The sequence below is a fragment of the Sedimentibacter saalensis genome (assembly GCF_007830175.1).
Classification (GTDB): Bacteria; Bacillota; Clostridia; order Tissierellales; family Sedimentibacteraceae; genus Sedimentibacter; species Sedimentibacter saalensis.
Map to the genome: position 1 here is coordinate 170,727 of NZ_VLKH01000001.1, position 24,417 is coordinate 195,143.

Below are 24,417 nucleotides of genomic sequence, written 5' to 3' on the forward strand. Positions count from 1 at the left end.
CCTCTATTTTCCAAAATTAAGTTTTTTCTGATAGTTTTTTATGATTGTCCTCACTTCACCAATCATGTACAATGATCCTACAAATGCTGCCACTTCGTCCCCGCCCATATTGTCAATAATATCTATTATGTCCTCAACATTATGTAAAGGCACAGTATCCACATCTGTGTGTTTTTTAATCAGCTCAGCCATTTCATTAGAACTCATTGCCCTGTGGCTGTTTGGAGTAATTGTGTATATTTTCTTGCTTATTGGAAACAAGTAGCTTAAAACTGATTCAGGGTTTTTGTCTTTCAGCATTCCATAAAACAACGTAATTTTTTTGTCTTTAAAATTATGTGACACAGTCCTTGAAAAATATTCTATGCCATTGATGTTATGTGCTCCGTCAAGAATAACCACAGGACTTTCGCATACTACTTCGAACCTTCCTGGGTATTTGCTCCCTTCAAGTCCGGATACAATGCTTTGTTCAGTTATGTTGAACCCTGCCTTTTTTATTACCTCTAAAGCCAAAAGCACTGTTGCTGCATTGAAAACCTGGTGTTCTCCAAGAAAATTTATTTTCAGTTCATTTATATTGAACACATCTTTTTTCATATATTCAAAAACTTGTCCTGTTAAATCACTTTTAATGATCCTTATGTTTTCCGGGTCAGCCAAATAGGTTTTCGAATTTTTCTTTCTAGCTTCTTCAACTATTACATCCACTATTTCATCCTGCTGAGGATATATGACAACATTTGAATTTTCCTTAATAATTCCTGCCTTTTCCCATGCAATTTCCCCGAGAGTATTTCCCAGAAATTCTGTATGATCAAGGCTAATAGATGTAATCACTGAAACAACGCTGTCTTTTATAACATTGCTTGCATCATGTCTTCCGCCCATTCCTACTTCCAGCACCAAGACATCTATGTTCTGCTCCTGAAAATACTTAAACCCTATTGCAGTAACAACTTCAAATTCTGTAAATTCTCCGAATCCTTCCTCGTGCATTATATCTATTTTTTCTTTTACAACCTGCGTTATTCTTACAAGTGATTCTTTGTCAATAGGGACTTTATTTATTTGAATGCGTTCTGTAAAGTCTTCAAGATGAGGGCTTATAAATAAGCCGGTTTTGTAACCTGATGCAACAAGAACATCATGTATCATGTTGCAGGTTGAACCCTTTCCATTGGTGCCTGCAACGTGTATAATTTTATAACTGTCCTGGGGATTTCCAAGAAGTTCAGCCAGACGCAATCCTCTTTCAAGTCCCAGCTTTGTACCGTTGTTGTGCACTGCTCTTATATAGCTTATTGCTTGTTCGTAATTCAAAAATTCCACCCCCTTTAATATTTTATATATATTATAATATAAAAAATGCTCTTATACAAAATTTAAATTAATATAATTTAAATATTTTTTAAAATATTTAAATTGTGTTTGTTTTGCTGTCGATAAACAAAGATGAAAATTATCATTATTGATAATCAGTTTTCAAAATTAATAAATTTAAAATTTGCTTAAAAAACAGCACTGTTTTTAACCAAGCATTAACCTCGTATCATTTTTGAGAATTTTCTACAATCTTATGCACAATCTATCTAGTACTTTTGCTGATTTTTAATAATTCAAAAATTGGTATGAATTTTGCAACTTAACAGTAAGGAGGTAGTGCTATGGATAAAAGTTTACTTATTAACATATTAAAAAATCAGGTTACACCTGCTCTGGGGTGTACAGAACCAGGCGCAGTGGCATATGCTGTTGCAAGAGCAAAGGAAATTTTAGGCACCGAAGTAAGCAAGCTTACTATTGAGGTTGACAAAAATATATTAAAAAATGGAATGAGTGTAGGAATACCCGGAACCAACGAGCACGGAATAGTCTTTGCAGCGGCATTGTCACTGGTAATAGGAAAATCGGAATATGTGCTTGAGGTTTTAAAGGACGTTGACGATAAAAGCATAAACAAGGCTTTGGAAATAGTAAAAAAAGACATTATAAAGCTTAATCTTAATGAAAACATAAGCGGGCTTTACATAAGGGTGGATGCCGAAGGAAACGTTGAAAAATCAACGGTCATCATCAAAAACGCACACAGCCGAATTGTCTTTGAGAGTAAAAACAACAATGTTCTGTTTGACAACACTGCCCCTGTGGGTATACAATCAACAAATAAACAAAATTCCGGCAATGAGATAAAGTATGAAATTAAAAATTATTCCATTGATGATTTGATTCTTTTTGCTGGTGAATGTCCAATTGAAGAACTGGATTTCATAAAAACCGGCATAGAAATGAACATGAGAATTGCAAATGTGGGTTTGACTGAAAACACCGGTGTTGGCATGGGAGATTATTTTTACAAAAATGCAACTGACGTATTTTCCATGGCCAAAGCATACACTGCTGCAGCTTCTGAAGCAAGAATGTCCGGATATCCCCTGCCCGTTATGAGCAGCGCAGGTTCCGGCAATCATGGACTTGTTGCAATAATACCGATCGCATTTATAGGAAACAAAAAAAATCTTCCTGAGGAAAAAATTATCCGTGCCGTAGCACTCAGTCATCTTGTTACAATATTTGTAAAAGTCCATCTTGGAGCATTGTCTCCCGTGTGCGGCTGCGGTGTTGCAGCAGGAGTTGGCTGTGCTGCAGGTCTTACATTTCTTTTGGATGGAAGCAGCAAACAAATAAAGTCATCCATAAACAACATGGTGGCAGGAATTTCAGGAATGCTCTGCGACGGAGCCAAGCTTGGCTGCTCGTACAAGCTGTCCATTTCTGTTGATGCAGCTGTTGACGCTTCTGAAATGGCCCTTAAAAACATATTTATTCCCGATGACAACGGCATATTGGGTGATACGCCGGAAAAAACAATAATGAATCTCGCTCATGTATCGAACATCGGCATGAAAAATACAGATGGAGTAATATTAGAAGTTATGCTTAACAAATGTTAGCATAATATATAGTAAATACATTTCCCGGGCTCACAGCCCGGGTTACTTTATAAATGAGAGGTGCAAAATGGATATTAAAAATTTAGCTGAGAAATACAGCGACTACATAATTGAGCGCAGGAGATTTTTCCATTCAATTCCGGAACTCAGTTTTGAAGAAGTGAAAACAACAGAAGAAATTAAACAAAACCTGGAATCTATGGGCATTGAAGTCGAAACCTTCCCTGACTACAACGGACTGGTTGGAACAATACGCGGCTCACAGCCCGGAAAGACTGTAATGCTCAGGGCTGACATAGATGCCCTTCCTGTAGAGGAACACACGGGTCTTAGCTATGCCTCCACAAACGGCAACATGCATGCATGCGGACATGATGCTCACATTTCAATGCTTTTAGGTGCATCAAAAATATTATGTTCTATGAAAGAAGAAATTAAAGGAACTGTTAAACTATTGTTCCAGTCTGCGGAAGAATCATGCTACGGAGCAAAATACTACGTTGAGAACGGAGTTCTTGATGGTGTTGATGCCATATTTGGAATGCACATCTGGGGAACGCTTGATGCTCCGTACTTCAACCTTGAAGCAGGCAACAGAATGGCTTCAGTTGACAATTTTAAAATAACAGTTGAAGGTGTATCATCTCACGGCTCAGCTCCTCACCTTGGAAAAGATGCTGTAATTGCTGCATCATCAATAATCATGAACATTCAGACAATAGTGAGCAGAATAAACAATCCTTTAAATCCTCTTGTTGTTTCCATAGGAACAATAAAAGGCGGGAAGAGGTTTAACATTATAGCTAACCATGTAGAAATGGAAGGAACCATAAGGACCCATTCCAGAGAAGTCAGAGCTGAAATTGAAGGGCATTTAAGAAACATAGTTGAAAATACAGCAAAAGCTCTCGGCTGCAATGCTCAGCTTGACTATACATACTATGCTGCTCCCGTAATCAATGAACATGACCACATAAACAACATAGTACGAAATGCGGCAGTGAAGCTTTATGGTAAAGAAAGCCTCACACCAATGCCAAAACTCATGGGCTCCGAAGACTTTTCATACCTTGCTGAAAATGTTCCTGGTTTTTACGGATTCATAGGTACAAGAAATGCAGACAAAGGTTATATTTATACAAATCACAACGATAAATTCACTGTGGATGAGAGTGTACTTCACAGAGGAGCTGCTCTGTACGCACAGTTTGCATATGATTTTCTTGAAGAAAAATCAAAATAGTATTGGAGGCATTATGACTATTAAAGATCTAGCTAAAAAATATGAAAATTACATAATAGAACAACGACGTTTTTTGCACGGGATACCTGAACTCAGCCTTAATGAAATAAACACCACAAAAAAATTAGTGGAAGAGCTGGAGAAAATGGGTATAGAAACCATACACTTTCCTGATTACAACGGATGCATAGGAATAATCAGAGGCGGAAAACCAGGGAAGACAATCATGCTAAGGGCAGATATAGATGCTCTGCCGGTTGTTGAAAAGACAGGTCTTTCATTTGCTTCAACCAACGGCAACATGCATGCATGCGGACATGACACCCACATGGCTGTACAGCTTGGAGCAGCAAAGATTCTAAACGACATCAGACATGAACTGCCGGGAACAGTGAAACTACTTTTCCAGTCAGGAGAAGAAGCAGGAATTGGTTCACATTATTATGTTGAAAATGGATACCTTGACGATGTTGATGCAGTATACGGCGCACATGTGTGGTCCGGAATAGAAGCAGGAAAATTCAATCTGGAACCAGGTGAAAGAATGGCTTCCTGCGACACATTTAAAATCATTGTAGAAGGCGTGTCATCACACGGTTCAGCACCAAACCTAGGCAATGATGCCCTTTATGCTGCTGCCTCCATAGTAATGAACATACAGTCATTTATGAGCAGAAGAAACAACCCTCTTGAGGCTGCTGTAGTTACTGTGGGAACCATAAACGGAGGGCAAAGGTTCAACATAGTAGCCAATGAAGTGGAGATGGAGGGAACGACAAGGGCATTTAACAAAAAAGTCAGAAACTCCATAGAAGGTGAACTCAGAAAAATAATAGAAAACACTGCAGAAGCTCTTGGGGTTAAGGCAACTCTGGAATACAACTACCTCACTCATCCAATAACAAATGAAGATGAACTCCTTAACAAAATAGCACACAATGCTGCAGTTAAACTTTTCGGAGAAGATTCACTTGTATCAATGGAAAAGGTAATGGGAGCAGAGGATTACTGCCACCTTGTGGCCGACAGACCAGGCTTCTTTGGATTCTTCGGGTGCTACAATGAAAAAATCGGAGCCGTGCACAACAACCACAGCGAATATTTTCTGGTTGATGAAAGCACATTATACATGGGGGCAGCCCTGGCAGCTCAATTTGCATACGACTACCTTACAGAAAAATAAATTTTTACGCTGAAGTTATTTTCAGCGTTTTTTCTTTACACAATTGCTTTTTTAAAATATACTTAAATGAGATTAATCTAACGAGGTGAAACATGAAAAGAAAAATATGTTTGTTTTTGGCTGCAGCCATGATGATTTTCTCTATGAACTCAGCAGCCTATGCAACGGAACTGGACAAGGAGAAATTTGAACAGGACGTTGATTTTATGGAAAAGGTAATATATTTTGTACTTGATAATTATCAGTATGAAGTTTCCCAGGAAGACGTGATGAACGGACTTTATGACGGTTTCTTTGGAGTACTTGATGATTACAGCGTATACTACACTCCCAAGGAATACCAGGCAATGCTTGAAGACACTGCAGGTGAATTTTCAGGCATAGGAGTTCAGATCATAGATGTTGACGGTAATGTTGTTGTATTGACTCCTCTTCCAGGCTCACCTGCCATTGAAGCAGGAATCAAAGCAGGAGATATCATAAAGTATGTGGACGGAAAAGACATTACAGGTCTCACTGTAAATGAAGCTTCCATGATAATCCGCGGACAGGAAGGGACAAAAGTTAAAATCGGCGTTGTACGAGACGGAAAAGACATAAATTTTGAACTTACAAGAAGAACAATTGTTACAAGCTCTGTGGAAGGAAACATTATGGATAACAACATAGGATACCTAAAGGTTACAGAGTTTTCAGATAACACTGTAAAATATGTAAAAGAAGAGCTTGCAGAATTTGACAAAAACAATGTAGAAAAAATAGTAATAGACATGAGAAACAACGGAGGCGGAACTCTTGATGCAGCAGTTGACATGCTCAACCTCTTTGTTACGGAAGGCGATGTTGTTTATGTGGACTATGCAACCGGAAAAGAGGATGTTTATACAAGCGATTTGAAAGAGCAAAAATATGAAATTGCAGTGCTCATCAATGAAGGAAGTGCCAGCGCCACTGAAATTTTTGCAGGGGCTGTAAAGTATAAAAAAGAAGGAACAATTGTAGGAACACAGTCCTTTGGCAAAGGCATAGTGCAGACGCTCTACCCTCTTATAAACGGCAGCGGTGTTAAATTTACAACTGCGGAATATTTTTCAGTTGACAGAACACCCGTACATAAAATAGGAATAACACCTGACATAGTAGTAGAAAACGAAACTATGGATTTATCACGTTTTCCTGCATTCAGCAATACAAACAAGCCGGTCATGGGCTCCGTGAGCCTGGATGTTCTTGCTGCAGAAATGATTCTTGATACTCTTGGATATGATGTTCCTGATCCTGATGGAGTTTATGACCAATCATCATTTAACCAGATGATAAAATACCAGGAAGACAATTCCTTGTACCCATACGGCACCATAGATTTTGCAACTCAAAAATCTTTGTACAGCTCACTTTTAGACCATGCTAAAAACAGCGTAGTTGATAAACAGCTCCAGACTGCTGTGGATGTACTCACAAAATAATATATTAATCACTGCATAAAAATACAAATTCAAGCCACGGTTTAACATTGTCGGCTTGAATTTTTTTTAGAAAATTTTTATAAAAATTTTTCTAAAAAGACTATTGACAAACATTTTTTTCTCTGTTACAATTCATAAAAATTAATCAACAAAAGCTGTGACGGAGAAAAAACTTTTCAATATGACAAGTTACAGAGAGTCGGCGTACGCTGAAAGCCGATACTGTCAAGAAAACACACTCGCTCCAGAGCTGATCGTCTGAAAACAGTAGGATGATACGTTGCCCCGTTAAAGGCTAAGATTTGTCAGAATCTGAATCGAGTGGTTTAGTGTATTTTTTTATACATAAACAATATGGGTGGTACCGCGGATATATCCGTCCCTGAGAGCTAATGCTTTCATGGACGGATTTTTTATTTCCATCGGAAGCCAGATTCTGCAATTACAAACAAACATTACAGGAGGTTTCAAATGGAAAGAATAGTAAAAATTTTCGACACAACATTAAGAGACGGAGAGCAGTCACCTGGCTGCAGCATGAACCTGAAGGAAAAAATCGAGATGGCCACTCAGCTTGAACGTATGAATGTTGACATTATTGAAGCAGGATTTGCTGCAGCTTCACCGGGAGACCTGATGGCAATTCAGGAAATTTCTAAACACATAAAAAATTGTACCATTGCCAGTCTTGCACGTTCTAACAAAGATGACATCGACAAAGCATGGGAAAGTTTGAAATATGCTGTTCGTCCGCGCATACACGTCTTCATTGCAACGTCACCAATACACATGGAATACAAGCTTAACATGACACCGGAGCAGGTTGTTAAGACTACTGAGGAATTGGTTTCTTATGCAAAATCTAAATGCAGCGACATTGAATTTTCATGCGAAGATGCTACAAGAAGCGACGTTGATTTCATCGCAAGAGTCATTGATACAGCTATCAAGGCAGGAGCAACAACAATAAACATTCCTGATACTGTGGGATACACAACACCTGATGAATATTACAACTTCATAGTTTCAATCACTGAAAAATGCCCGGCAATAAAGACAGTTGACATTTCTGTCCACTGCCACAATGATTTGGGCATGGGAGTTGCAAACACACTGGCGGCCATAAAAGCAGGAGCCACTCAAATCGAATGCACAGTAAACGGAATAGGAGAAAGGGCTGGGAATGCAGCACTTGAGGAAATAGTCATGGCTATAAAGACAAGAAAAGACTATTTCAAAGCTGACACAAGAATAGACACAAAGCAGATAATGAGAAGCAGCAACCTGTTAACAAGAATAACCGGCATCAAGGTACAGCCCAACAAGGCAATTGTAGGAAACAATGCATTTTCTCACGAGTCAGGCATTCACCAGCATGGAGTTTTGAAAAACAAACAGACTTATGAAATAATGACTCCTGAATCTGTGGGGCTTGACAAAAACAAGCTTGTTCTTGGGAAACACTCCGGAAGGCACGCATTCAGGGACAAATTGGAACAATTGGGTTACAAGCTGACAAACGAAGAACTGGATGAAGCATTCAAAAAGTTCAAGGCACTGGCAGACAAAAAGAAAGATGTATTCGACAAGGACATCGAAGCATTGGTTTCAAGACAAAAAATTGATGTTCCAAGAACATACGAGCTTCACAATTATGTAATTAACACCGGCAACGTTATAACACCTACAGCAACAGTTTCAATCAAAAAAGACAAAATGATCAGAGAAGAAGTTGCAACAGGCGATGGTCCCATATACGCTTCATTTAAAGCCATAGAAAAAATATTGGGCAGGGACTACCGGCTTGATGATTTCTCAATCAATTCAATCACAGAAGGCGAAGATGCACTGGGAGACGTTATGGTAAGATTGAGCGACAACGGTGAGAAGTTCGTTGGAAGAGGAATGAGCACCGATATTATTGAAGCCAGCATTACCGCTTATATAAATGCAATAAACAAAATGATATATGAAAAACAAAATATTGTACAATGAGGAGATTATCATGGGTATGACAATGACACAAAAAATCCTGGCAGCACATGCAGGATTGAATGAAGTAAAAGCAGGACAATTTATTGAAATGAACCTTGATCTGGTACTTGGCAATGACATAACAGCCCCTGTAGCCATTAAGGAATTCAAAAAAATGGGGGCAGAAAAAATATATCACAAAGACAAGGTAGTCATTGTTCTTGACCACTTTGTTCCAAATAAGGATATAAAATCAGCACAGCAGTGCAAAATATCAAGAGAATTCGCCAAGGAACAGGAAATCACGAATTTCTTTGATGTGGGACAAATGGGAATCGAGCACGCTCTTATTCCTGAAAAGGGACTCATTGTTGCAGGCGAAACATGCATTGGAGCAGATTCTCACACATGCACTTACGGCGCCCTGGGAGCTTTTTCAACAGGCATTGGTTCCACAGACATGGCCGCCGGAATGGCAACAGGTCAGGTGTGGCTTAAAGTTCCTTCAGCAATAAAGTTTAACCTCACAGGAAAGCCAAACAGATGGATAAGCGGCAAAGACGTCATTCTCTACATCATTGGAAAAATCGGAGTTGACGGAGCTTTGTACAAATCAATGGAATTCACAGGAGACGGTGTAAAGGAACTTTCAATGGATGACCGCTTTTCAATTGCTAACATGGCCATTGAAGCAGGCGGAAAAAACGGAATTTTCCCTGTAGATGAAAAGACCATTGAATACATGAAAGAACATTCAGTTAAAAATTATACTATCTTTGAAGCTGACGAGGATGCAGAATATGACCAGGTAATAGACATTGACTTAAGCACGTTGAAATCAACGGTATCATTCCCCCACCTTCCCGAAAACACAAGAAGCATCGATAATGTGGGCGAAGTTAAAATTCATCAGGCAGTTATCGGCTCATGCACAAACGGCCGCATAGAAGACATGAGAGTTGCAGCAGAAATATTAAAAGGCCGCAAGGTTCATCCGGATGTAAGAACAATAATCATTCCTGCAACACAATCTATTTACAAACAGTGCATCACTGAAGGGCTGGCTGAAATATTCATCGATGCGGGAGCAGCCATAAGCACACCTACCTGCGGACCATGCCTGGGAGGCTACATGGGAATATTGGCAGACGGAGAAAGAAGTATTTCCACAACAAACAGAAACTTTGTAGGCCGCATGGGCCACACAGGTTCAGAAGTGTACCTGGCAAGCCCGGCAGTGGCAGCCGCTTCTGCCATAGCAGGAAAAATTGCTGATCCAAGCGACATAGTTAAATAATTAAAATACCGGAGGAATAAAAATGATTGTACAAGGAAAAGTTTTCAAATACGGCAATGACATAGATACAGATGTAATCATACCTGCAAGATACCTGAATGTAACAGACCCCAAGGACTTGGCATCACACTGCATGGAAGACATAGACAAGAATTTCATCAATGAAGTCAAAGACGGAGATATCATGGTGGCACTGAAAAACTTTGGCTGCGGCTCATCAAGAGAACATGCTCCCATAGCCATAAAAGCAGCAGGCATATCATGCGTCATTGCTAAAAGCTACGCCCGAATTTTTTATAGAAATGCTTTTAACATCGGTCTTCCAATACTTGAATGTGAAGAAGCAGCAGACAAAATACAAGCTGGCGACGAAGTGAACGTAGATTTCAAAAACGGCACTATAAAGAACATAACAAAAAATGAAACTTATCAGGCAGAGCCGTTCCCGGAATTCATCGAGCAGATAATCAATGCAGACGGACTTGTAAATTACGTAAAAAACAAAATCCAAAAATGAAGAATTAATTTAGGTTGATGACAAGTTATTTAAATTAATTAACATCGGTAATTGTCGATGAATTTGAAATCACATTTTGTAGGGGAGGACTACTGTCCTCCCGAAAAAAATATTGAAATAGCAAAACGGGCGGATACAAGATCCGCCCCTACGTACTGGTTAATCTGGCATTAAGCGGTGAATCCGGATTTCAATGCGTAGGGGAGAGCCTTGTGCTCTCCCGCATTAATAACCTCGGGCGGATACAAGATCCGCCCCTACAATATGTAGAAATTAATAGCGGAGGGTTCAATGAATTATAAAATAGCAGTTATAAAAGGCGACGGAATCGGCCCTGAAATAGTTGATGAAGCCGTCAAGGTTTTAAATAAAGTAGGAGAAGTATACGGTCACACATTTGAATACACAGAGGCTCTTGCAGGAGGCGCTGCCATAGACAAGACCGGAGTTCCTCTTCCGGAGGAAACATTGGAAGTCTGCAGAAAAAGCCATGCTCTTTTGTTCGGAGCAGTTGGCGGACCTAAATGGGACAGCCTGCCAAGTGAAATAAGACCTGAAAAGGGACTTCTTTCATTAAGAAAGGAACTCAACTTATACACAAATATCAGACCTGCCATAATGTTCGATGAATTGAAGGACACATGCCCCTTAAGACCGGACATTGTTGAAGGAGGTTTAGATGTTGTAATACTGAGAGAGCTTACAGGAGGTATTTATTTCGGAAAGAAATTTACCGAAGGAGATTATGCCTGTGACTGCATGGAATACTCCAAGTATGAAATTGAAAGGATTGCCCATCAGGCATTTAAAATTGCCCAAACAAGAGACAAGAGAGTAACAAGCGTGGATAAATCAAATGTGCTTGAAACTTCAAGGCTGTGGAGAAAGACTGTTGAAGAAACAGCAAAAAAATATCCGGACGTAAAATTAAACCACATGTATGTTGACAATGCCGCAATGCAGCTTGTAACAAACCCCAAACAATTTGACGTCATAGTAACTGAAAACATGTTTGGAGACATTCTTTCTGACGAAGCAAGCATGATTACCGGTTCAATAGGAATGCTTCCATCTGCTTCATTAGGTGACAACAACTTTGGAATGTATGAACCTATTCATGGTTCAGCGCCTGACATTGCCGGTCAGGGAAAGGCAAACCCCATTGCAACAATTATTTCCGTATCAATGATGCTCAAATATACCCTGGGATTGCCAAAAGAGGCACAGTCAATAGAAGATGCTGTAAAAAAATCATTGAAAGATGGTTACAGAACCATGGACATTGCTAAGAAAGGCGAAAAGGCCATCAGCACACAGGAGATGGGAAAAATAATAACAGAAAACATCAAGTAAAAAAACAGAGGACCGTGAACTTGAATTCACATTTTGTAGGGGAGAACCTCGTGTTCTCCCGCAAAAAAGATGTTATTGAATCAACAGCACTGGCGGACACAAGATCCGCCCCTACCATATGTAGAAATTAGGTTTGTCAATAGTCTGAGGACCGTAAGGTCCTCATGTTTATGTGCTGCTTAGAGATGCCTGTTCATTAATGGCCGAAGAAAATCTGTTGTTCATGTCTGCTGCCAGAAGTATTCCTTCACATATGACTTCAGCCATTTCATAAATTAAGGAAAGCCTTGTATCCTGAACCAGGTCATGAAATTCCTTGTCGCTTGAATCAACAACCCCTATTATTGAAACATCCCCTATTTCCGGAAGCAGCTTCCCAATTCCCTTTCCGGGAGTTATGGAACCTTCCCGCACCTCTATTATTCCTTGGTTTTTTTTATTGCTTAAGCATGCATCAATCGCTATGATGCTATCATAATTTTTCTTTTTTAATGTTTTTATGTAATCGTTGATATTTATTGCATGGACAGGTTTTTCCAGCGTACCGTAAATATCGCCGCAAAAATTTTCTTTCATAAGCAATGTTCCGGTTAACGGACCCAGGCTGTCAATTATACATTTATCTGTTCCGATACATACCAAAGCAAAATTGTTTTTCATATGTTCAGCCAGATAATTTCCGATTTTTATGGCTGCAAAGCTGTTTTTGTAATGCACTTCCAATGGATTCAAAGGAAACACCCCCTATGCATTAGTATATACAGCCAGGGGGTGCTTTATGTGCAGCATTTATTCAATTTTATTTTTAATCGCGATAGTACCTGTCATAATCGTTGTATCCGTCTTGTGCGTTAAAATCATTTAAATTAAAATCGCCTGAAGTTGCCGTTCCGTTGTCCAGCGAAATTTTTCTGAGAGCCACATAAAGCTGTGCACATGTTGCATCGTAATAAGGATTCACGAAAAGCATTCCTATGACCAGCGCCAATAATCCCAGAAGATACCATCCCAAAAATGATATATCAAGTACAAAAGCTTCAAATTTGTTTCCATCCATCATTTTTCTGCTCAGGGTAATTGCCTCATTTGCCCCTATGTTTGGATTGTCTCCCAGTATGTACGGAACCATCCTGTACGAATATGCTTTTATTATGCCCGGAATAACAAAAAGCAGCGTCCACAAGATGTTGTAGACATTCATAAGAAACATTGTTGATACAATTCCCTTGTAATTCATGCTGTCAAAAGAAAACCCGTAACATCCCTTTGTATTTTTGTACTGTGAAAGCTTTACAAAATACCTCCTTGAACCAACTTCCAGCGAATATCCAACTAAGACCCTGAATACTAAAAGAAGAGTTACTACAACTAAAAAAATCATATAATATTCCGGATGACGTGCTAAATATTCCCCTGTATCTTCGCCTCTTGAACTTCCTCCTCTGCCTGTTACCAGCATCAAAACCAAGCTTACTAAAAAAGCATTCCAGTAGTTGTTTTTAAGAGACGCCTTTGCTAATGATTTAAGCTCTACCCTATCCCACATATTACCTCCTATTATAAACAGCTATTTAGCTGCAAATATTTGAACCAATAGCTTCATATATTTTCTCATTCCTTCACGCAAATTGTAGCTGCCATCATGGGATGCCCAGTCATAACACAGTCCCCTTGCGGCAATAAAAAGATATTCCGTTATTCCTTCAGGACCATAGTCTTTAATGATCTCCCCAGACTCCTGACCTTTTTTGATTGTGTCAATAAGAACTGCCTGCATATTTCTGCCCTTGGAAATGTATAGTTTATTTGCCGAAGCAAAAAGCTGCTTTGTTGTTTCAACACCTGTTATTTCATTGTACCTGGCATAATATTCAAAAAAATCAATTATATTTTCAACAGTGCTTTTTCCGCTGACATTAGGTCTTACTGTTTCTTCGAAATACACATCTCCCCTCTTGTATATTTCAATTAAAATATCATCCTTGGATTTGAAATAATTGTAGAAGGAACCAACAGACACACCAGCCTTGGTGCATATGTCGTCAATTTTCATGTTGTTGAATCCTTTTTGTTCCATGAGTTTTATTGCAGTCTTGTAAATTTTGTTTTTTGTAGCCTCAGCCTGAATTTTTCTGCTGTTTATTTTCTCTGCAGCCATTTCAGTCTCCTTACATTATATTTAAAGTATCATTTGAATTATAACAAATTAATTATGCAATTACTATTGAAATCATAAAATATTCAAATATTTTTTAATAATACTAAATTTATTCTTCCCTGAAAAATTATTGTCTTTATTTTGTTGACACCGGTGTTCAAAGACAATATAATGATTTCATTACATCAAGAAGGTGAAAATGTGGAAAATTATATTAAAAGAACTGCCAAAGTAATGTTTGGACTTGTACTATACTCAGTTGGTCTTTTGTTCAGCATCAATGCAAACATAGGACTTGCTCCATGGGATGCTTTCGGAATCGGAGTATCGAACTTAACTGGAATTTCATATGGAAATGTCAGCATATTGACCGGTATTATAATATTGTTTTCGGTTGTGCTTCTAAAGGAAAAAATAGGCATTGGGACAGTCTTGAACACCGTCCTCATAGGTATATTTGTTGATATTCTTCTTTCATTGAATATATTGCCTAAGATGACAAACTTTTTTGCCGGCTTGTTGGTTATGGTCATAGGTCAAGTAATAGTAAGCTTTGCCAGCTATTTTTACATAAGCCCCGGCATGGGATGCGGACCAAGAGACACACTCATGGTTGCTCTGGGCAAGAGGTTTCCCACTGTTCCAATCGGAGCAATCCGCGGACTCATTGAAGGCACAGTGCTTATCATAGGCTTCCTTCTTGGAGCAAAGGTCGGAATAGGAACTGTAATTGCAGTTTTCGGAATAAGCTTCATAATGCAGACAACATTCAAATACCTTAAGTTTGACATAAAGGCTGTTGTACACGAAAGCCTTTTCGATTCATTGAAAAATTTCAAGGTTATATTTGCAAAATCATAAATAAAAAGCTATGTTTCCATAGCTTAGACTATTGACAAAACTAATTTTCAAAAGTTGTAGGGGCGGATCTTGTAGAGGCCACTGAAAAACTATACATTTATTCACTGTCATTCTGAGGCGTAGCCGAAGAATCTCATGTTTTCAACAAAGATGAGATCCTTCACTGTCGTTCAGGATGACAGGAAAGACTTTTTCAGTGACGTCATCTTGTATCCGCCCGTATTATTAAATAATTTTGTTATCTTCGGGAGGACAGTAGTCCTCCCCTACATTTTCCCTTGTCGACTTTCTTGCCAAATATCTTTGTTTTCCTTCTTCAAAAAGTTTTTCTTCTTCTTCGTTCACAAGCTTCAATGGCGGTACAGCAACAGGTTTCCCATTTTTATCCAGGGCAACAAATGTAAAATAACCTGTCAATGCAACCTTGGGAGGTTCATCAAACCTCAGGTCCTCCACCATAACCGTTGCCAGAACCTCAATGGAACTTATTCCAACGAATGTAACCTGGCATATACACTTAACATAATTACCTATATGTATGGGAAGATGAAATTCCAGACTATCTACTCGCGCAGTAACAACGCTTGACCTGCAATGTCTCATTGCAGCTATACCTGATGCGTTGTCCATCATTTTCATTATTTCGCCGCCGTGGACATTTCCTGCTATGTTGGCATGCTCCGGCTGCATGAGACTTCCCATTATTATTTTAGATTGTTCTACTGTCTTGGCTTCTATTTAATACACCTCTTTCATTGGATGATTATATCAAATTGCATTAAACATTTCTACATTTTTATATTGCTCATACCAAAGTGAGAATTTCTCTTATGTCCTTGATTTTTGCAGAAGCCATGTCACCTTCTTTTTCTTCTCCGTAACCATACTGGCAGTAAACAGAATATATTTCGTTTTTCACCCCTGCTTCGATATCATGAAATCTGTCACCCACAATTACCTGATTCATAGGATAATTGTTTTTAATGATTTTTAAAACCTCATGTTTGGGAATGAAATCATACATTTCAGAACAAATGAAATCATCAAAATAACCATCGAGATTGAATGCAGCAACAGCTGCTTCCATGTACCTTACACTGCAGTTGCTTAAAAATACAAGCTTTAAACCTCTTTTTTTAAGTGATTGGAGTACTTCTGCTGCATTGTCATAAAGACAGCCATTTCCTGAAAGCAGCTGATTATGCATTTCTCTACCGATTATTGCTCCGGCTCTGTCTTTAAATGTTTCATCCAGATCTTTCATGAAATCGTCCCACATCTCAATCCTGGTGTACCCAAGCCATCTGGAAATTTCATCATCCTTCCACTCTCTTGATTCTGCTTTTTTATTTTCTACAAGAAAATCATAGGCCATTCTGAAAGCAGGCGAGTAAATTTTGATGCTGTTGTTAAGTGTTCCGTCAAAATCAAAATATATTGTTTTGACACCCGGAAACTTCATTTTACTTCTCAAGCTCATCAAAGAGATTTACCATTTCAATTGCTGTGCAGGCAGCATCATAACCCTTGTTTCCTGCCTTTGTTCCTGCTCTTTCAATAGCCTGTTCAATTGTGTCTGTAGTGAGCACTCCAAAGACTACCGGAAGTCCGGTTTCCAGAGAAACGTTGGCTATTCCTTTTGACACTTCGCTTGAAACAAAGTCAAAATGAGGAGTAGATCCTTTTATTACTGCCCCAAGGCATATAACGGCGCTGTACTTGCCGGACTGTGCCATTTTTTTTGCAGCCAGAGGTATTTCAAAAGCTCCCGGAACCCAGGCAACTTCAATTTCTTCTTCATTTACACCGTGTCTTTTCAGAGCATCCAGTGCTCCGGCCAAAAGCTTTCCTCCAATAAATTCGTTGAATCTTCCTACCACTATACCGTATTTCTTATTGTTTGATGTTAATCTTCCTTCATATATTCTCATGTTCATCCTCCTATTAAAATTGTAAATCGTGACCCATTTTTTCTTTTTTTGTTTTTAAATAAAATTCATTTTTTTCGTTGCTTTCCACCTGAATATTTTCCTTGCCTACAACTTCAATTCCAAAGCCTGACAGACCTATAATCTTTTGAGGATTGTTTGTCATGAGCCTTATTTTTCTGATTCCAAGAGCATATAATATCTGCGCCCCAATTCCGTAATCTCTTAAATCTTCCTCGAATCCAAGAGCAAGGTTTGCTTCCACAGTGTCCATTCCCTGGTCCTGCAGTGAATATGCCCTGATTTTGTTGATGAGGCCTATTCCTCTTCCTTCCTGCCTCATGTATAAAAGAACTCCTCTTCCTTCTTCCTCAATGCGCATCAATGCTTCATGCATCTGATCACCGCAGTCGCACCTTAAGGAACCGAAAGCATCTCCCGTGAGGCATTCCGAGTGAACCCTCACAAGCACAGGTTCCTCTGTCTCTACATCGCCTTTAACAAGAGCCACATGATGCTCTCCTGTGATTTTATTGATGAATCCTATCATTTTAAAATCACCGAATTTTGTAGGCATGCTTGCTTCAGCAACTTTTTCCACAAGCACTTCCTTTTTGCGCCTGTACTCAACAAGGTCCTTAATTGTAATAAGCTTCAAGTCAAACTTCTCTGCATATTTTTCAAGGTCCGGAACCCTTGCCATGGTACCGTCTTCATTCATTATTTCGCAGATTACTCCTGCAGGATATAGACCGGCCAGTCTTGCCAGGTCAACAGATGCTTCCGTATGTCCTGTTCGCACCAGCACTCCGCCGTCTTTTGCAACCAGAGGAAAAATATGTCCCGGTCTGTTGAACTCTGAAGGCTTTGCATCCTTTTCAAGCATGTGCTGTATAGTCTGTGCCCTTTCATGAGCTGATATTCCTGTTGTAGATCTGTTTGAATCAACAGAAACAGTGAATGCCGTTTCCTTTGGGTCCGTATTGTTTGTAACCATACTCTTTATGTTGAGTTCATCAAGCCTTTCCTTGAGCATTGGAAGGCATATGAGACCTCTTCCATACTTCGCCATGAAATTGATGTGCTCCGGCTTTACCTTTTCTGCAGCCATGAGCAAATCGCCTTCATTTTCTCTGTCCTCGTCATCAATTACTATTACCATGTTTCCTCTTTTGAGTTCCTGAATTGCTTCTTCAATCGTATTAAACATATTTCCTCCTATAAAAAACCATTGTCAGCTAAAAATTTCATATCTATTTTGCTTGTTTCCTGTTTTTCATCACTTTTGAAAGTAAGAAATCTTTCAATGTATTTTCCCACAATGTCACATTCAAGATTCACTTCATCCCCTATTCTTTTCTTAAGCAAGACTGTTTCTTCCTTTGTAACAGGTATGAGAGACACCCTGAATGAATTATTGTCTGTATCAACAACCGTAAGGCTCGTTCCGTCAATTGCAACAGAACCCTTTGGTATTATGTACTTAATTACATTGCTTGTAGTTTCAACCGTGAGCCAGGTTGCGTTGTCTTCATCCTTATATTCCTTTATGGTTCCTGTTCCGTCTATGTGCCCGGAAACTATGTGGCCTCCAAGTCTGTCACTCACTTTAAGTGCCCTTTCAAGATTGACAGGACTGCCTTTCTTAAGTTTGCCAAGGTTTGTCTTTCGCATGGTTTCAGGCATTACATCAACAGTAAATGAACTGTTTGTAAAACTTGCTACTGTCAGACATACGCCGTTTGTGCTTATGCTGTCCCCAAGCCTAACATTTTCAAGAACTTTTTTAGCCTTAATGGTTAGCTTCATGGACTTTCCTCCATTTTCAGCACCTTCCATTGTACCTACTTCTTCAATCAATCCCGTAAACATATTAACTATCCTTTCTAACATAAGCTTCAATCATTATGTCATCATCAAAATGGCTTATTTTTATATTCTTAAGACTCACTGCATCCTTAAGATGTTCAAACCCTTTTCCTCCAACCGGCGTCTTTGCTTCATCTCCTCCTATTATTTTAGGAGCAATGAAAGCCACTACCTTGTCTGCAAGTTTCCTTTCAATTATGGAAAAATTAAGAGTTGAGCCTCCTTCAACCAGTACACTGTCAATACCTTCGCTGCCCAGCCAGTCAAACAAATATGATAAATCAACTTTTGAATCGAATTCCGGAGTAATTACAACCTGGACGTTGTTAAACCCTTTCAATAGTTCTATTTTTTGTTTGTCGGCTCTGTCAGTTGTGGCAATGATAGTTTTTTTGTCTGAATCAATACTAAGCACTTTTGAATCAGGCGGTATTCTCAAACTAGAGTCAACAATTATTCTTGTTGCATCCGTTCCTCCGTTTTTAAGCCTTGTAGTAAGAGATGGATCATCTTTTATTATGGTGTTTACACCAACCATTATTCCTGAAACCCGATTTCTTAATTCATGCACATAATGTCTTGATTTTTCGTTAGTTATCCACATTGACTCCCCTGTGCTTGTGGCAATTTTGCCGTCTAATGTCATGGCAGTCTTCAGTATACAAAAAGGTTTTTTTTCTCGTATGAACTTTAGGAAAATTTCATTAATTTTTTGTGCCTCCGCCTCAAGAACACCTGTGACAACTTCGATGCCGTTTTGCATTAGTATGGATATTCCTTTTCCTGCCACTTTAGGATTTGGATCAATCATTGCAACAACTGCCCTGGCAATTTTCTTTTCAACCAATAGATCAGCGCATGGAGGTGTCTTTCCATAATGTGAGCAGGGCTCAAGTGTCACATAAATAGTTGATCCTTCCACATCTTCATGGGAATTGTTTATTGCATTTACCTCGGCGTGAGGACCTCCGTAATATTCATGGTATCCTTCGCCTATGATTTTGCCGTTCTTAACAATTATCGCTCCCACAAGAGGATTTGGACTGGTTTTTCCTATTCCCTTCAAGGACAAATCCAATGCTTTTTTCATATAAAACATGTCTTTAGATTCCATAGTCACCTCCAGGATTATAATTTCCAAAATTTCATCTTTTACTTCTTGATACCCAAATTTTATAATTGTATTCATAGTGCGGAAAATTGTACGGGCAAAAATTACAATTTCTCATTTTTCCAATCACTGAAAGCCTGTTCTTGTCATCCTGAGCGTAGCAAAGGATCTCGTTTTAGATTGAAAGATGAGATTCTTCGAGCAAGCTCTCAGAATAACAGAAATCTACGGTCTCAACAATTGGGTTAGGGCATAATAAAAGGTTCTGAAGATAGTCTTCAGAACCGTATGTTCAAAATTACGAATACAAAAATATATTCGTCTTTCTTCTCCCATCCAGACTTTACTGTCGGTCTTGGAATTTCACCAAGTCAACCTTTCGGCTCGCGGACTTTACCGCCGGTCGGGAATTTCACCCTGCCCTGAAGATATATTCAATTTATTGTGATTATAATACCAAATCATTTGATTGTCAAATATTTTTTATTAAATTTGTCAATTGATATATTTAGAGACAATTGATTCAGTCTGAACAAATATGCCAAAAATCCCACAAAAGAGGGATTTTTTGTATACTAAATCATTGATTTTTTTAATTCTGTATAATATAATCTTAATGGCGGTGATGAATCTTGAACTTATACAAATCAATCTCAAAGAAAAAGACAATCGTTGATGTAATAGTAAATTTAATGGATGAAGAAGGCCTGAAAAATGTCACCATAAAAGACATCTGCGAAAATGCAGACATTTCTATAGGTTCATTCTATCATTATTTCAGCTCAAAAGATTCAATTGTGCAGGAAATGTATCAGCTCATGGATGAATATTTTTTATTGAACAAAGACAATATATGCAGCCATTTTACTGCAATCGAAGATATAATTGATTTTGTCACACATTTTGGTTTATATGTGGAACAATGGGGTTATTATGCTAACCTTCTTGTAATTCGCACGTCTTTAGAAGAAGCAGCCAAAGGTTCTCTGAATCAACACAAAAAAATTTACAATGTCCTTAAAGATATCATAGATATAGGAATTGAAGATAAATTCTTTAAAATAAGCATTGATGATGAAGACCTTGCTTCAACAATATTTGTTATAATAAGAGGATATATGCTTGAATGGACAAAACGCGGAGCCAATTACCCCGTCAAGGATAATATGGTCAGACAAGTAAAATATCTTTTAAATTCCATTAGTTAAAATAAAATCCACCGAAGTGGATTTTTATTTTTCTTTGTATTCTCTGCACTTTTGCAAAAATACATGAATATTTTGTTTTTCTTTTCCTATGTCGCTGCCCTTTCTGCCCAGCCTGTCGCAGAACCCCAAAAGAGCTACTTCTTCTATGTCTGTTTCTTCCTTCATACTTTTTATGTCGGCAAATCCATTGTTCTTGACCACATGAAGTATCTGCATATGCCATCTTATTAAATGTTCAACCTGATGGATGAATTTATGGTCTGTGGTAAATTCTTTTAAGAATTCTCCAGCCATTACAGCTCCAACCTTCTCATGATCGTAAGATGTAATTTTGCCTTTTCTTTTTTTAGTTGTGTCTGGTTTTCCTATGTCGTGAAGCAGAGCTGCCCACATAAACACTTTTTCATTTCTGCTTTTATGTTTTTCTCTGGCAGCATAATCTATTACCATCATTGTATGGTTCCACACATTGCCTTCCGGGTGATAAACCGGCGACTGTTCGGCGTATTTCATGTTGTATATCATATTAAAGGGATGTTCCCTGAATATAGCCGTACTAGCTATGCTGTCAAAAAATTCGGAAGGTTTGTCATCCATCAGCAGGTGGTTGTTTATTTCATACAGTAAAATTTCTTTTGTTTCATCATCTGTTAAATCATAATTAAGCTCTTTTTGTTTTAGCTGCATGTTCACCTCTTTAATATCATTAATTTTATCATTATTATGATGCCAATGTAAACATAAAATATACTTTTGTATTAATGGCAGCATTTCCAATAATAAATACATTGGAAGTTCATGTTTTTATATAATTGAATTTTTTAATTTGTTTAATAAATTTCACTTTATAAATTTTTTATAATATTGACTAATGTAACAAAAACTTATATTATAATAACCATAAACATTAAAAATAAGCAAGAGAAGGTACTGAAATATGAAATTAGTTATAATCGAACCATTAGGAGTGGAGCAGGAAAAACTTCTTAAAATGGCAGAAGAAACTCTGGGAAATTCTTTAGAAATTGTTTACTACGACAACAGGACAACAGATACTCAAACACTCATTGAAAGAGGCAAAGATGCCGATATAATAGCAGTTTCTAACCTGCCCCTTAACAAGGAAGTTATTGAAGGCTGCAAGAATTTAAAAATGCTTGCAGTTGCCTTTACAGGAGTGGACCACATAGCCATGGATGCATGCAGAGAAAGAAACATAGTTGTAAGCAACTGTGCAGGCTATTCAAATGCAGCAGTAAGTGATCTTGTATTCGGACTTTTGATTTCACTTTACAGAAATATAATTCCTTGCAATGAAGTTGTTAGAAAAGCAGGTACAAAAGATGGCCTTGTTGGATTTGAACTTGAAGGAAAAAAATTCGGAGTTGTTGGAACAGGTGCTATTGGAAGCAGAGTTGCTTCAATAGCAAAAGCATTTGGATGCGAAGTTTATGCTTATTCAAGAACTGTTAAAGAAATTGAAGGCGTTAATTTTGTTGACCTTGATACATTGCTTTCAACATGCGATGTAGTGTCTCTTCACGTACCATTGAACAATGCAACAAAGGGCTTGATAAATTCAGAAAAATTATCGTTGATGAAGAAAAATTCAGTTCTCATAAACACAGCAAGAGGACCTGTGGTTGACAGCCAGGCATTGGCAGACGCTTTAAATCAAGGCAAAATCGCTGGAGCATGCGTTGACGTGTTTGAAGTTGAGCCTCCTGTTGATGAAGATCATCCTCTGTTATCAGCTAAAAATCTTATTGCAACACCTCACATTGCCTTTGCAACAAAAGAAGCTTTGGTAAAAAGAGCAGTCATAGTATTTGATAATGTTAAAGCATTTTTGGCAGGGAAACCACAAAATGTAATGAAATAAAATTAAGGGACTGGCATTAGTGTTCGTGTCATCCTGGAGCTTTAGCCCGAAAAATCTCAGCTTTTCAAAAGATGAGATCCTTCGCTATCGCTCAGGATGACATTATACCTAATAACAGTCCCTATTTTTATTCTGTGCTTTTTTGAGTAACATTGACAGCTGTTTCAATTTTTACATTTTCAACTTCACTATTGCCTTCAAGATAAGTCTGTACGTCCTTCTTTAGTTTTTCCATCAAATCGTTGGCTTTTTTTTCATCTTGATTAGAAATTGACAATGTAAACCCTGAATTGTTGTACTGGGAAACATATCCTCCTGATGATATTCCTTCTAGAGTTCTTTGAACAGCCTCCGAAATATTTTTGTTGTTAAGACTTAAATCTTCTACCATGTTGCTGATTTCTATGTTGCTCTCATCAGTTTCCACTTTGATCACTCTGTTGAAAGAATTTACTGAATACCTGATTGAAGGATTTCCTTTCAGGCTTATAACGCTTGAAGGAGTAATATATAAATATCCGCAATATGCGGCACCAGAAAACACAATTGATAAAACTACTATAAAAGCAAAAAATTTAATTAAGAATCCAAATATTTTTTTCATATATTCTCCCGTCACCCAGACTTCTATTGATACCATTATTAATATATATTTGGCTATAATTTATATATACCATTATTCCATAAACTTAAACAATAATACTGCAATATCCAAACATAACCAAAAAACCGCTTAGCGGTTTCTTGGCCTTAGCTTTTACAAAAACTTTTTAAGCCTGTCAATGTTATCCTGCTCAAGCTTTATAAACCTGTCTGCAAGTGCCTGAATTTCCTTATCTGAACATTGATGAGAATTTAAACTTTTTGTCATTTCTGTAACGCCCATTGTGTTTCCCTTTATAAGCATATCCGCCACATGTGATGGATTGTTGCTGATTAAGGTGTTGATGCCTACGCTCATTTTTGCACTCATCTTGTTGAACATTGAAATATCCTTAGGCTCACTTTTTCTTCTTTCCAGCTCTGTACACGCTTCACTGGCAATTTCCTCATATGTTCTAAGCTGGTACTTTAGCTCATCATATATGTTGTTGTTATCTACTTTTGTCAATAGGTTGTTGATTGTTTCAACTCCCATTTTAGCTCCGCGATATATTTCTGACAGGAAATCTACAGTACTTTTTCCATTTTCCATAGTTAACCTCCTTAATATCAATATTTTCTGCAAAAATGAATTATTTAGTCATGTATAATTTTACTATTTTTAAAAAAAAATTTCCGATTGCAGAACTCAGATATAACAAATCATTCAACTGCACATGGAGGGCATCACACATCCAAAGGAGCAATTGATTACTTGTCAATTCTGAATTCCGCAGCCGGAATAAAACAACAGTCCAGGTAAGTGTTCAG

The 24,417-nt window shown here is 38.1% G+C and carries 24 protein-coding genes, 1 riboswitch and 1 other annotated feature; of the genes, 11 read left to right on the top strand and 13 right to left on the bottom strand.

Annotated elements, in window-relative coordinates:
- Positions 1-3: 3 nt before the first annotated feature.
- On the bottom strand, positions 4-1,323 hold the full coding sequence (locus LY60_RS00760) for a bifunctional folylpolyglutamate synthase/dihydrofolate synthase (RefSeq protein WP_170226059.1): 1,320 nt from the start codon (positions 1,321-1,323) through the stop codon (positions 4-6).
- 344 nt (positions 1,324-1,667) lie between these two features.
- Here LY60_RS00760 and LY60_RS00765 point away from each other — a divergent pair, with 344 nt between their 5' ends.
- The 8 genes from LY60_RS00765 to leuB all read left to right on the top strand — a co-directional run bounded on the left by LY60_RS00765 (position 1,668) and on the right by leuB (position 11,987).
- Entirely contained in the window at positions 1,668-2,954 is a 1,287-nt protein-coding gene (locus tag LY60_RS00765) for an L-cysteine desulfidase family protein (RefSeq protein ID WP_145078626.1), read from the top strand.
- A gap of 67 nt (positions 2,955-3,021) precedes the next feature.
- On the top strand, positions 3,022-4,197 hold the full coding sequence (locus LY60_RS00770) for an amidohydrolase (protein WP_145078629.1): 1,176 nt from the start codon (positions 3,022-3,024) through the stop codon (positions 4,195-4,197).
- Positions 4,198-4,210: 13 nt separating this feature from the next.
- Entirely contained in the window at positions 4,211-5,380 is a 1,170-nt protein-coding gene (locus LY60_RS00775; protein WP_145078632.1) for an amidohydrolase, read from the top strand.
- 92 nt (positions 5,381-5,472) lie between these two features.
- Positions 5,473-6,846: a S41 family peptidase gene (locus LY60_RS00780; RefSeq protein WP_145078635.1), complete on the top strand. Its 1,374-nt coding sequence runs from the start codon at positions 5,473-5,475 to the stop codon at positions 6,844-6,846.
- Positions 6,847-6,994: 148 nt separating this feature from the next.
- Positions 6,995-7,233 (top strand) — a binding site (T-box leader).
- A gap of 84 nt (positions 7,234-7,317) precedes the next feature.
- Entirely contained in the window at positions 7,318-8,841 is a 1,524-nt protein-coding gene (locus LY60_RS00785; protein ID WP_145078638.1) for a 2-isopropylmalate synthase, read from the top strand.
- A gap of 10 nt (positions 8,842-8,851) precedes the next feature.
- A complete protein-coding gene (gene leuC / locus LY60_RS00790) occupies positions 8,852-10,117 on the top strand; it encodes a 3-isopropylmalate dehydratase large subunit (RefSeq protein ID WP_145078641.1) in 1,266 nt (421 codons plus the stop codon).
- A gap of 22 nt (positions 10,118-10,139) precedes the next feature.
- Positions 10,140-10,634 (top strand): 3-isopropylmalate dehydratase small subunit, encoded by a 495-nt coding sequence (gene leuD, locus LY60_RS00795; RefSeq protein WP_145078644.1) that lies wholly within the window; start codon positions 10,140-10,142, stop codon positions 10,632-10,634.
- 291 nt (positions 10,635-10,925) lie between these two features.
- A complete protein-coding gene (gene leuB / locus LY60_RS00800; RefSeq protein ID WP_145078647.1) occupies positions 10,926-11,987 on the top strand; it encodes a 3-isopropylmalate dehydrogenase in 1,062 nt (353 codons plus the stop codon).
- Between the two features lie 168 nt (positions 11,988-12,155).
- Here leuB and yyaC read toward each other — a convergent pair whose 3' ends face one another.
- The 3 genes from yyaC to LY60_RS00815 all read right to left on the bottom strand — a co-directional run bounded on the left by yyaC (position 12,156) and on the right by LY60_RS00815 (position 14,145).
- Complete coding sequence (gene yyaC, locus LY60_RS00805; RefSeq protein ID WP_145078650.1) at positions 12,156-12,719, bottom strand: spore protease YyaC; 564 nt, start codon at positions 12,717-12,719, stop codon at positions 12,156-12,158.
- A 73-nt stretch (positions 12,720-12,792) separates the two neighbouring features.
- The gene (locus tag LY60_RS00810) at positions 12,793-13,533 is read right to left on the bottom strand and encodes a DUF975 family protein (protein ID WP_145078653.1); all 741 of its coding nucleotides are present in this window, start codon (positions 13,531-13,533) and stop codon (positions 12,793-12,795) included.
- A 21-nt stretch (positions 13,534-13,554) separates the two neighbouring features.
- The gene (locus LY60_RS00815; RefSeq protein WP_145078656.1) at positions 13,555-14,145 is read right to left on the bottom strand and encodes a TetR/AcrR family transcriptional regulator; all 591 of its coding nucleotides are present in this window, start codon (positions 14,143-14,145) and stop codon (positions 13,555-13,557) included.
- Positions 14,146-14,346: 201 nt separating this feature from the next.
- Here LY60_RS00815 and LY60_RS00820 point away from each other — a divergent pair, with 201 nt between their 5' ends.
- A complete protein-coding gene (locus LY60_RS00820) occupies positions 14,347-15,006 on the top strand; it encodes a YczE/YyaS/YitT family protein (RefSeq protein WP_145078659.1) in 660 nt (219 codons plus the stop codon).
- Between the two features lie 225 nt (positions 15,007-15,231).
- On the opposite strand, the gene LY60_RS00825 is transcribed toward LY60_RS00820, so the two are convergent.
- The 6 genes from LY60_RS00825 to ribD form a co-directional block, all read right to left on the bottom strand.
- On the bottom strand, positions 15,232-15,708 hold the full coding sequence (locus LY60_RS00825; RefSeq protein WP_246145330.1) for an acyl-CoA thioesterase: 477 nt from the start codon (positions 15,706-15,708) through the stop codon (positions 15,232-15,234).
- A 103-nt stretch (positions 15,709-15,811) separates the two neighbouring features.
- Positions 15,812-16,486 (bottom strand): HAD family hydrolase, encoded by a 675-nt coding sequence (locus LY60_RS00830; protein WP_246145331.1) that lies wholly within the window; start codon positions 16,484-16,486, stop codon positions 15,812-15,814.
- Entirely contained in the window at positions 16,470-16,937 is a 468-nt protein-coding gene (ribH, locus tag LY60_RS00835) for a 6,7-dimethyl-8-ribityllumazine synthase (protein ID WP_145078665.1), read from the bottom strand. The genes LY60_RS00830 and ribH overlap by 17 nt, the downstream gene beginning before the upstream one ends.
- Before the next feature lie 13 nt (positions 16,938-16,950).
- Complete coding sequence (locus tag LY60_RS00840) at positions 16,951-18,144, bottom strand: bifunctional 3,4-dihydroxy-2-butanone-4-phosphate synthase/GTP cyclohydrolase II (protein WP_145078668.1); 1,194 nt, start codon at positions 18,142-18,144, stop codon at positions 16,951-16,953.
- Between the two features lie 8 nt (positions 18,145-18,152).
- The gene (locus tag LY60_RS00845) at positions 18,153-18,806 is read right to left on the bottom strand and encodes a riboflavin synthase (RefSeq protein WP_019227507.1); all 654 of its coding nucleotides are present in this window, start codon (positions 18,804-18,806) and stop codon (positions 18,153-18,155) included.
- Between the two features lies 1 nt (position 18,807).
- Positions 18,808-19,917 (bottom strand): bifunctional diaminohydroxyphosphoribosylaminopyrimidine deaminase/5-amino-6-(5-phosphoribosylamino)uracil reductase RibD, encoded by a 1,110-nt coding sequence (ribD, locus tag LY60_RS00850; protein ID WP_145078671.1) that lies wholly within the window; start codon positions 19,915-19,917, stop codon positions 18,808-18,810.
- A gap of 317 nt (positions 19,918-20,234) precedes the next feature.
- Positions 20,235-20,348, bottom strand: a riboswitch (FMN riboswitch).
- Between the two features lie 198 nt (positions 20,349-20,546).
- Between ribD and LY60_RS00855 the strand changes: the two genes are divergently transcribed.
- Positions 20,547-21,122: a TetR/AcrR family transcriptional regulator gene (locus LY60_RS00855; protein ID WP_145078674.1), complete on the top strand. Its 576-nt coding sequence runs from the start codon at positions 20,547-20,549 to the stop codon at positions 21,120-21,122.
- A 24-nt stretch (positions 21,123-21,146) separates the two neighbouring features.
- On the opposite strand, the gene LY60_RS00860 is transcribed toward LY60_RS00855, so the two are convergent.
- Complete coding sequence (locus LY60_RS00860; RefSeq protein ID WP_145078677.1) at positions 21,147-21,809, bottom strand: HDIG domain-containing metalloprotein; 663 nt, start codon at positions 21,807-21,809, stop codon at positions 21,147-21,149.
- Between the two features lie 250 nt (positions 21,810-22,059).
- Here LY60_RS00860 and LY60_RS00865 point away from each other — a divergent pair, with 250 nt between their 5' ends.
- Positions 22,060-23,004 (top strand): 2-hydroxyacid dehydrogenase, encoded by a 945-nt coding sequence (locus tag LY60_RS00865; RefSeq protein WP_145078680.1) that lies wholly within the window; start codon positions 22,060-22,062, stop codon positions 23,002-23,004.
- Positions 23,005-23,131: 127 nt separating this feature from the next.
- Here LY60_RS00865 and LY60_RS00870 read toward each other — a convergent pair whose 3' ends face one another.
- Both LY60_RS00870 and LY60_RS00875 read right to left on the bottom strand, forming a co-directional pair.
- Positions 23,132-23,608 (bottom strand): anti-sigma-I factor RsgI family protein, encoded by a 477-nt coding sequence (locus tag LY60_RS00870; RefSeq protein WP_145078683.1) that lies wholly within the window; start codon positions 23,606-23,608, stop codon positions 23,132-23,134.
- 153 nt (positions 23,609-23,761) lie between these two features.
- A complete protein-coding gene (locus LY60_RS00875; RefSeq protein ID WP_019227498.1) occupies positions 23,762-24,199 on the bottom strand; it encodes a hypothetical protein in 438 nt (145 codons plus the stop codon).
- Positions 24,200-24,417 lie beyond the last annotated feature (218 nt).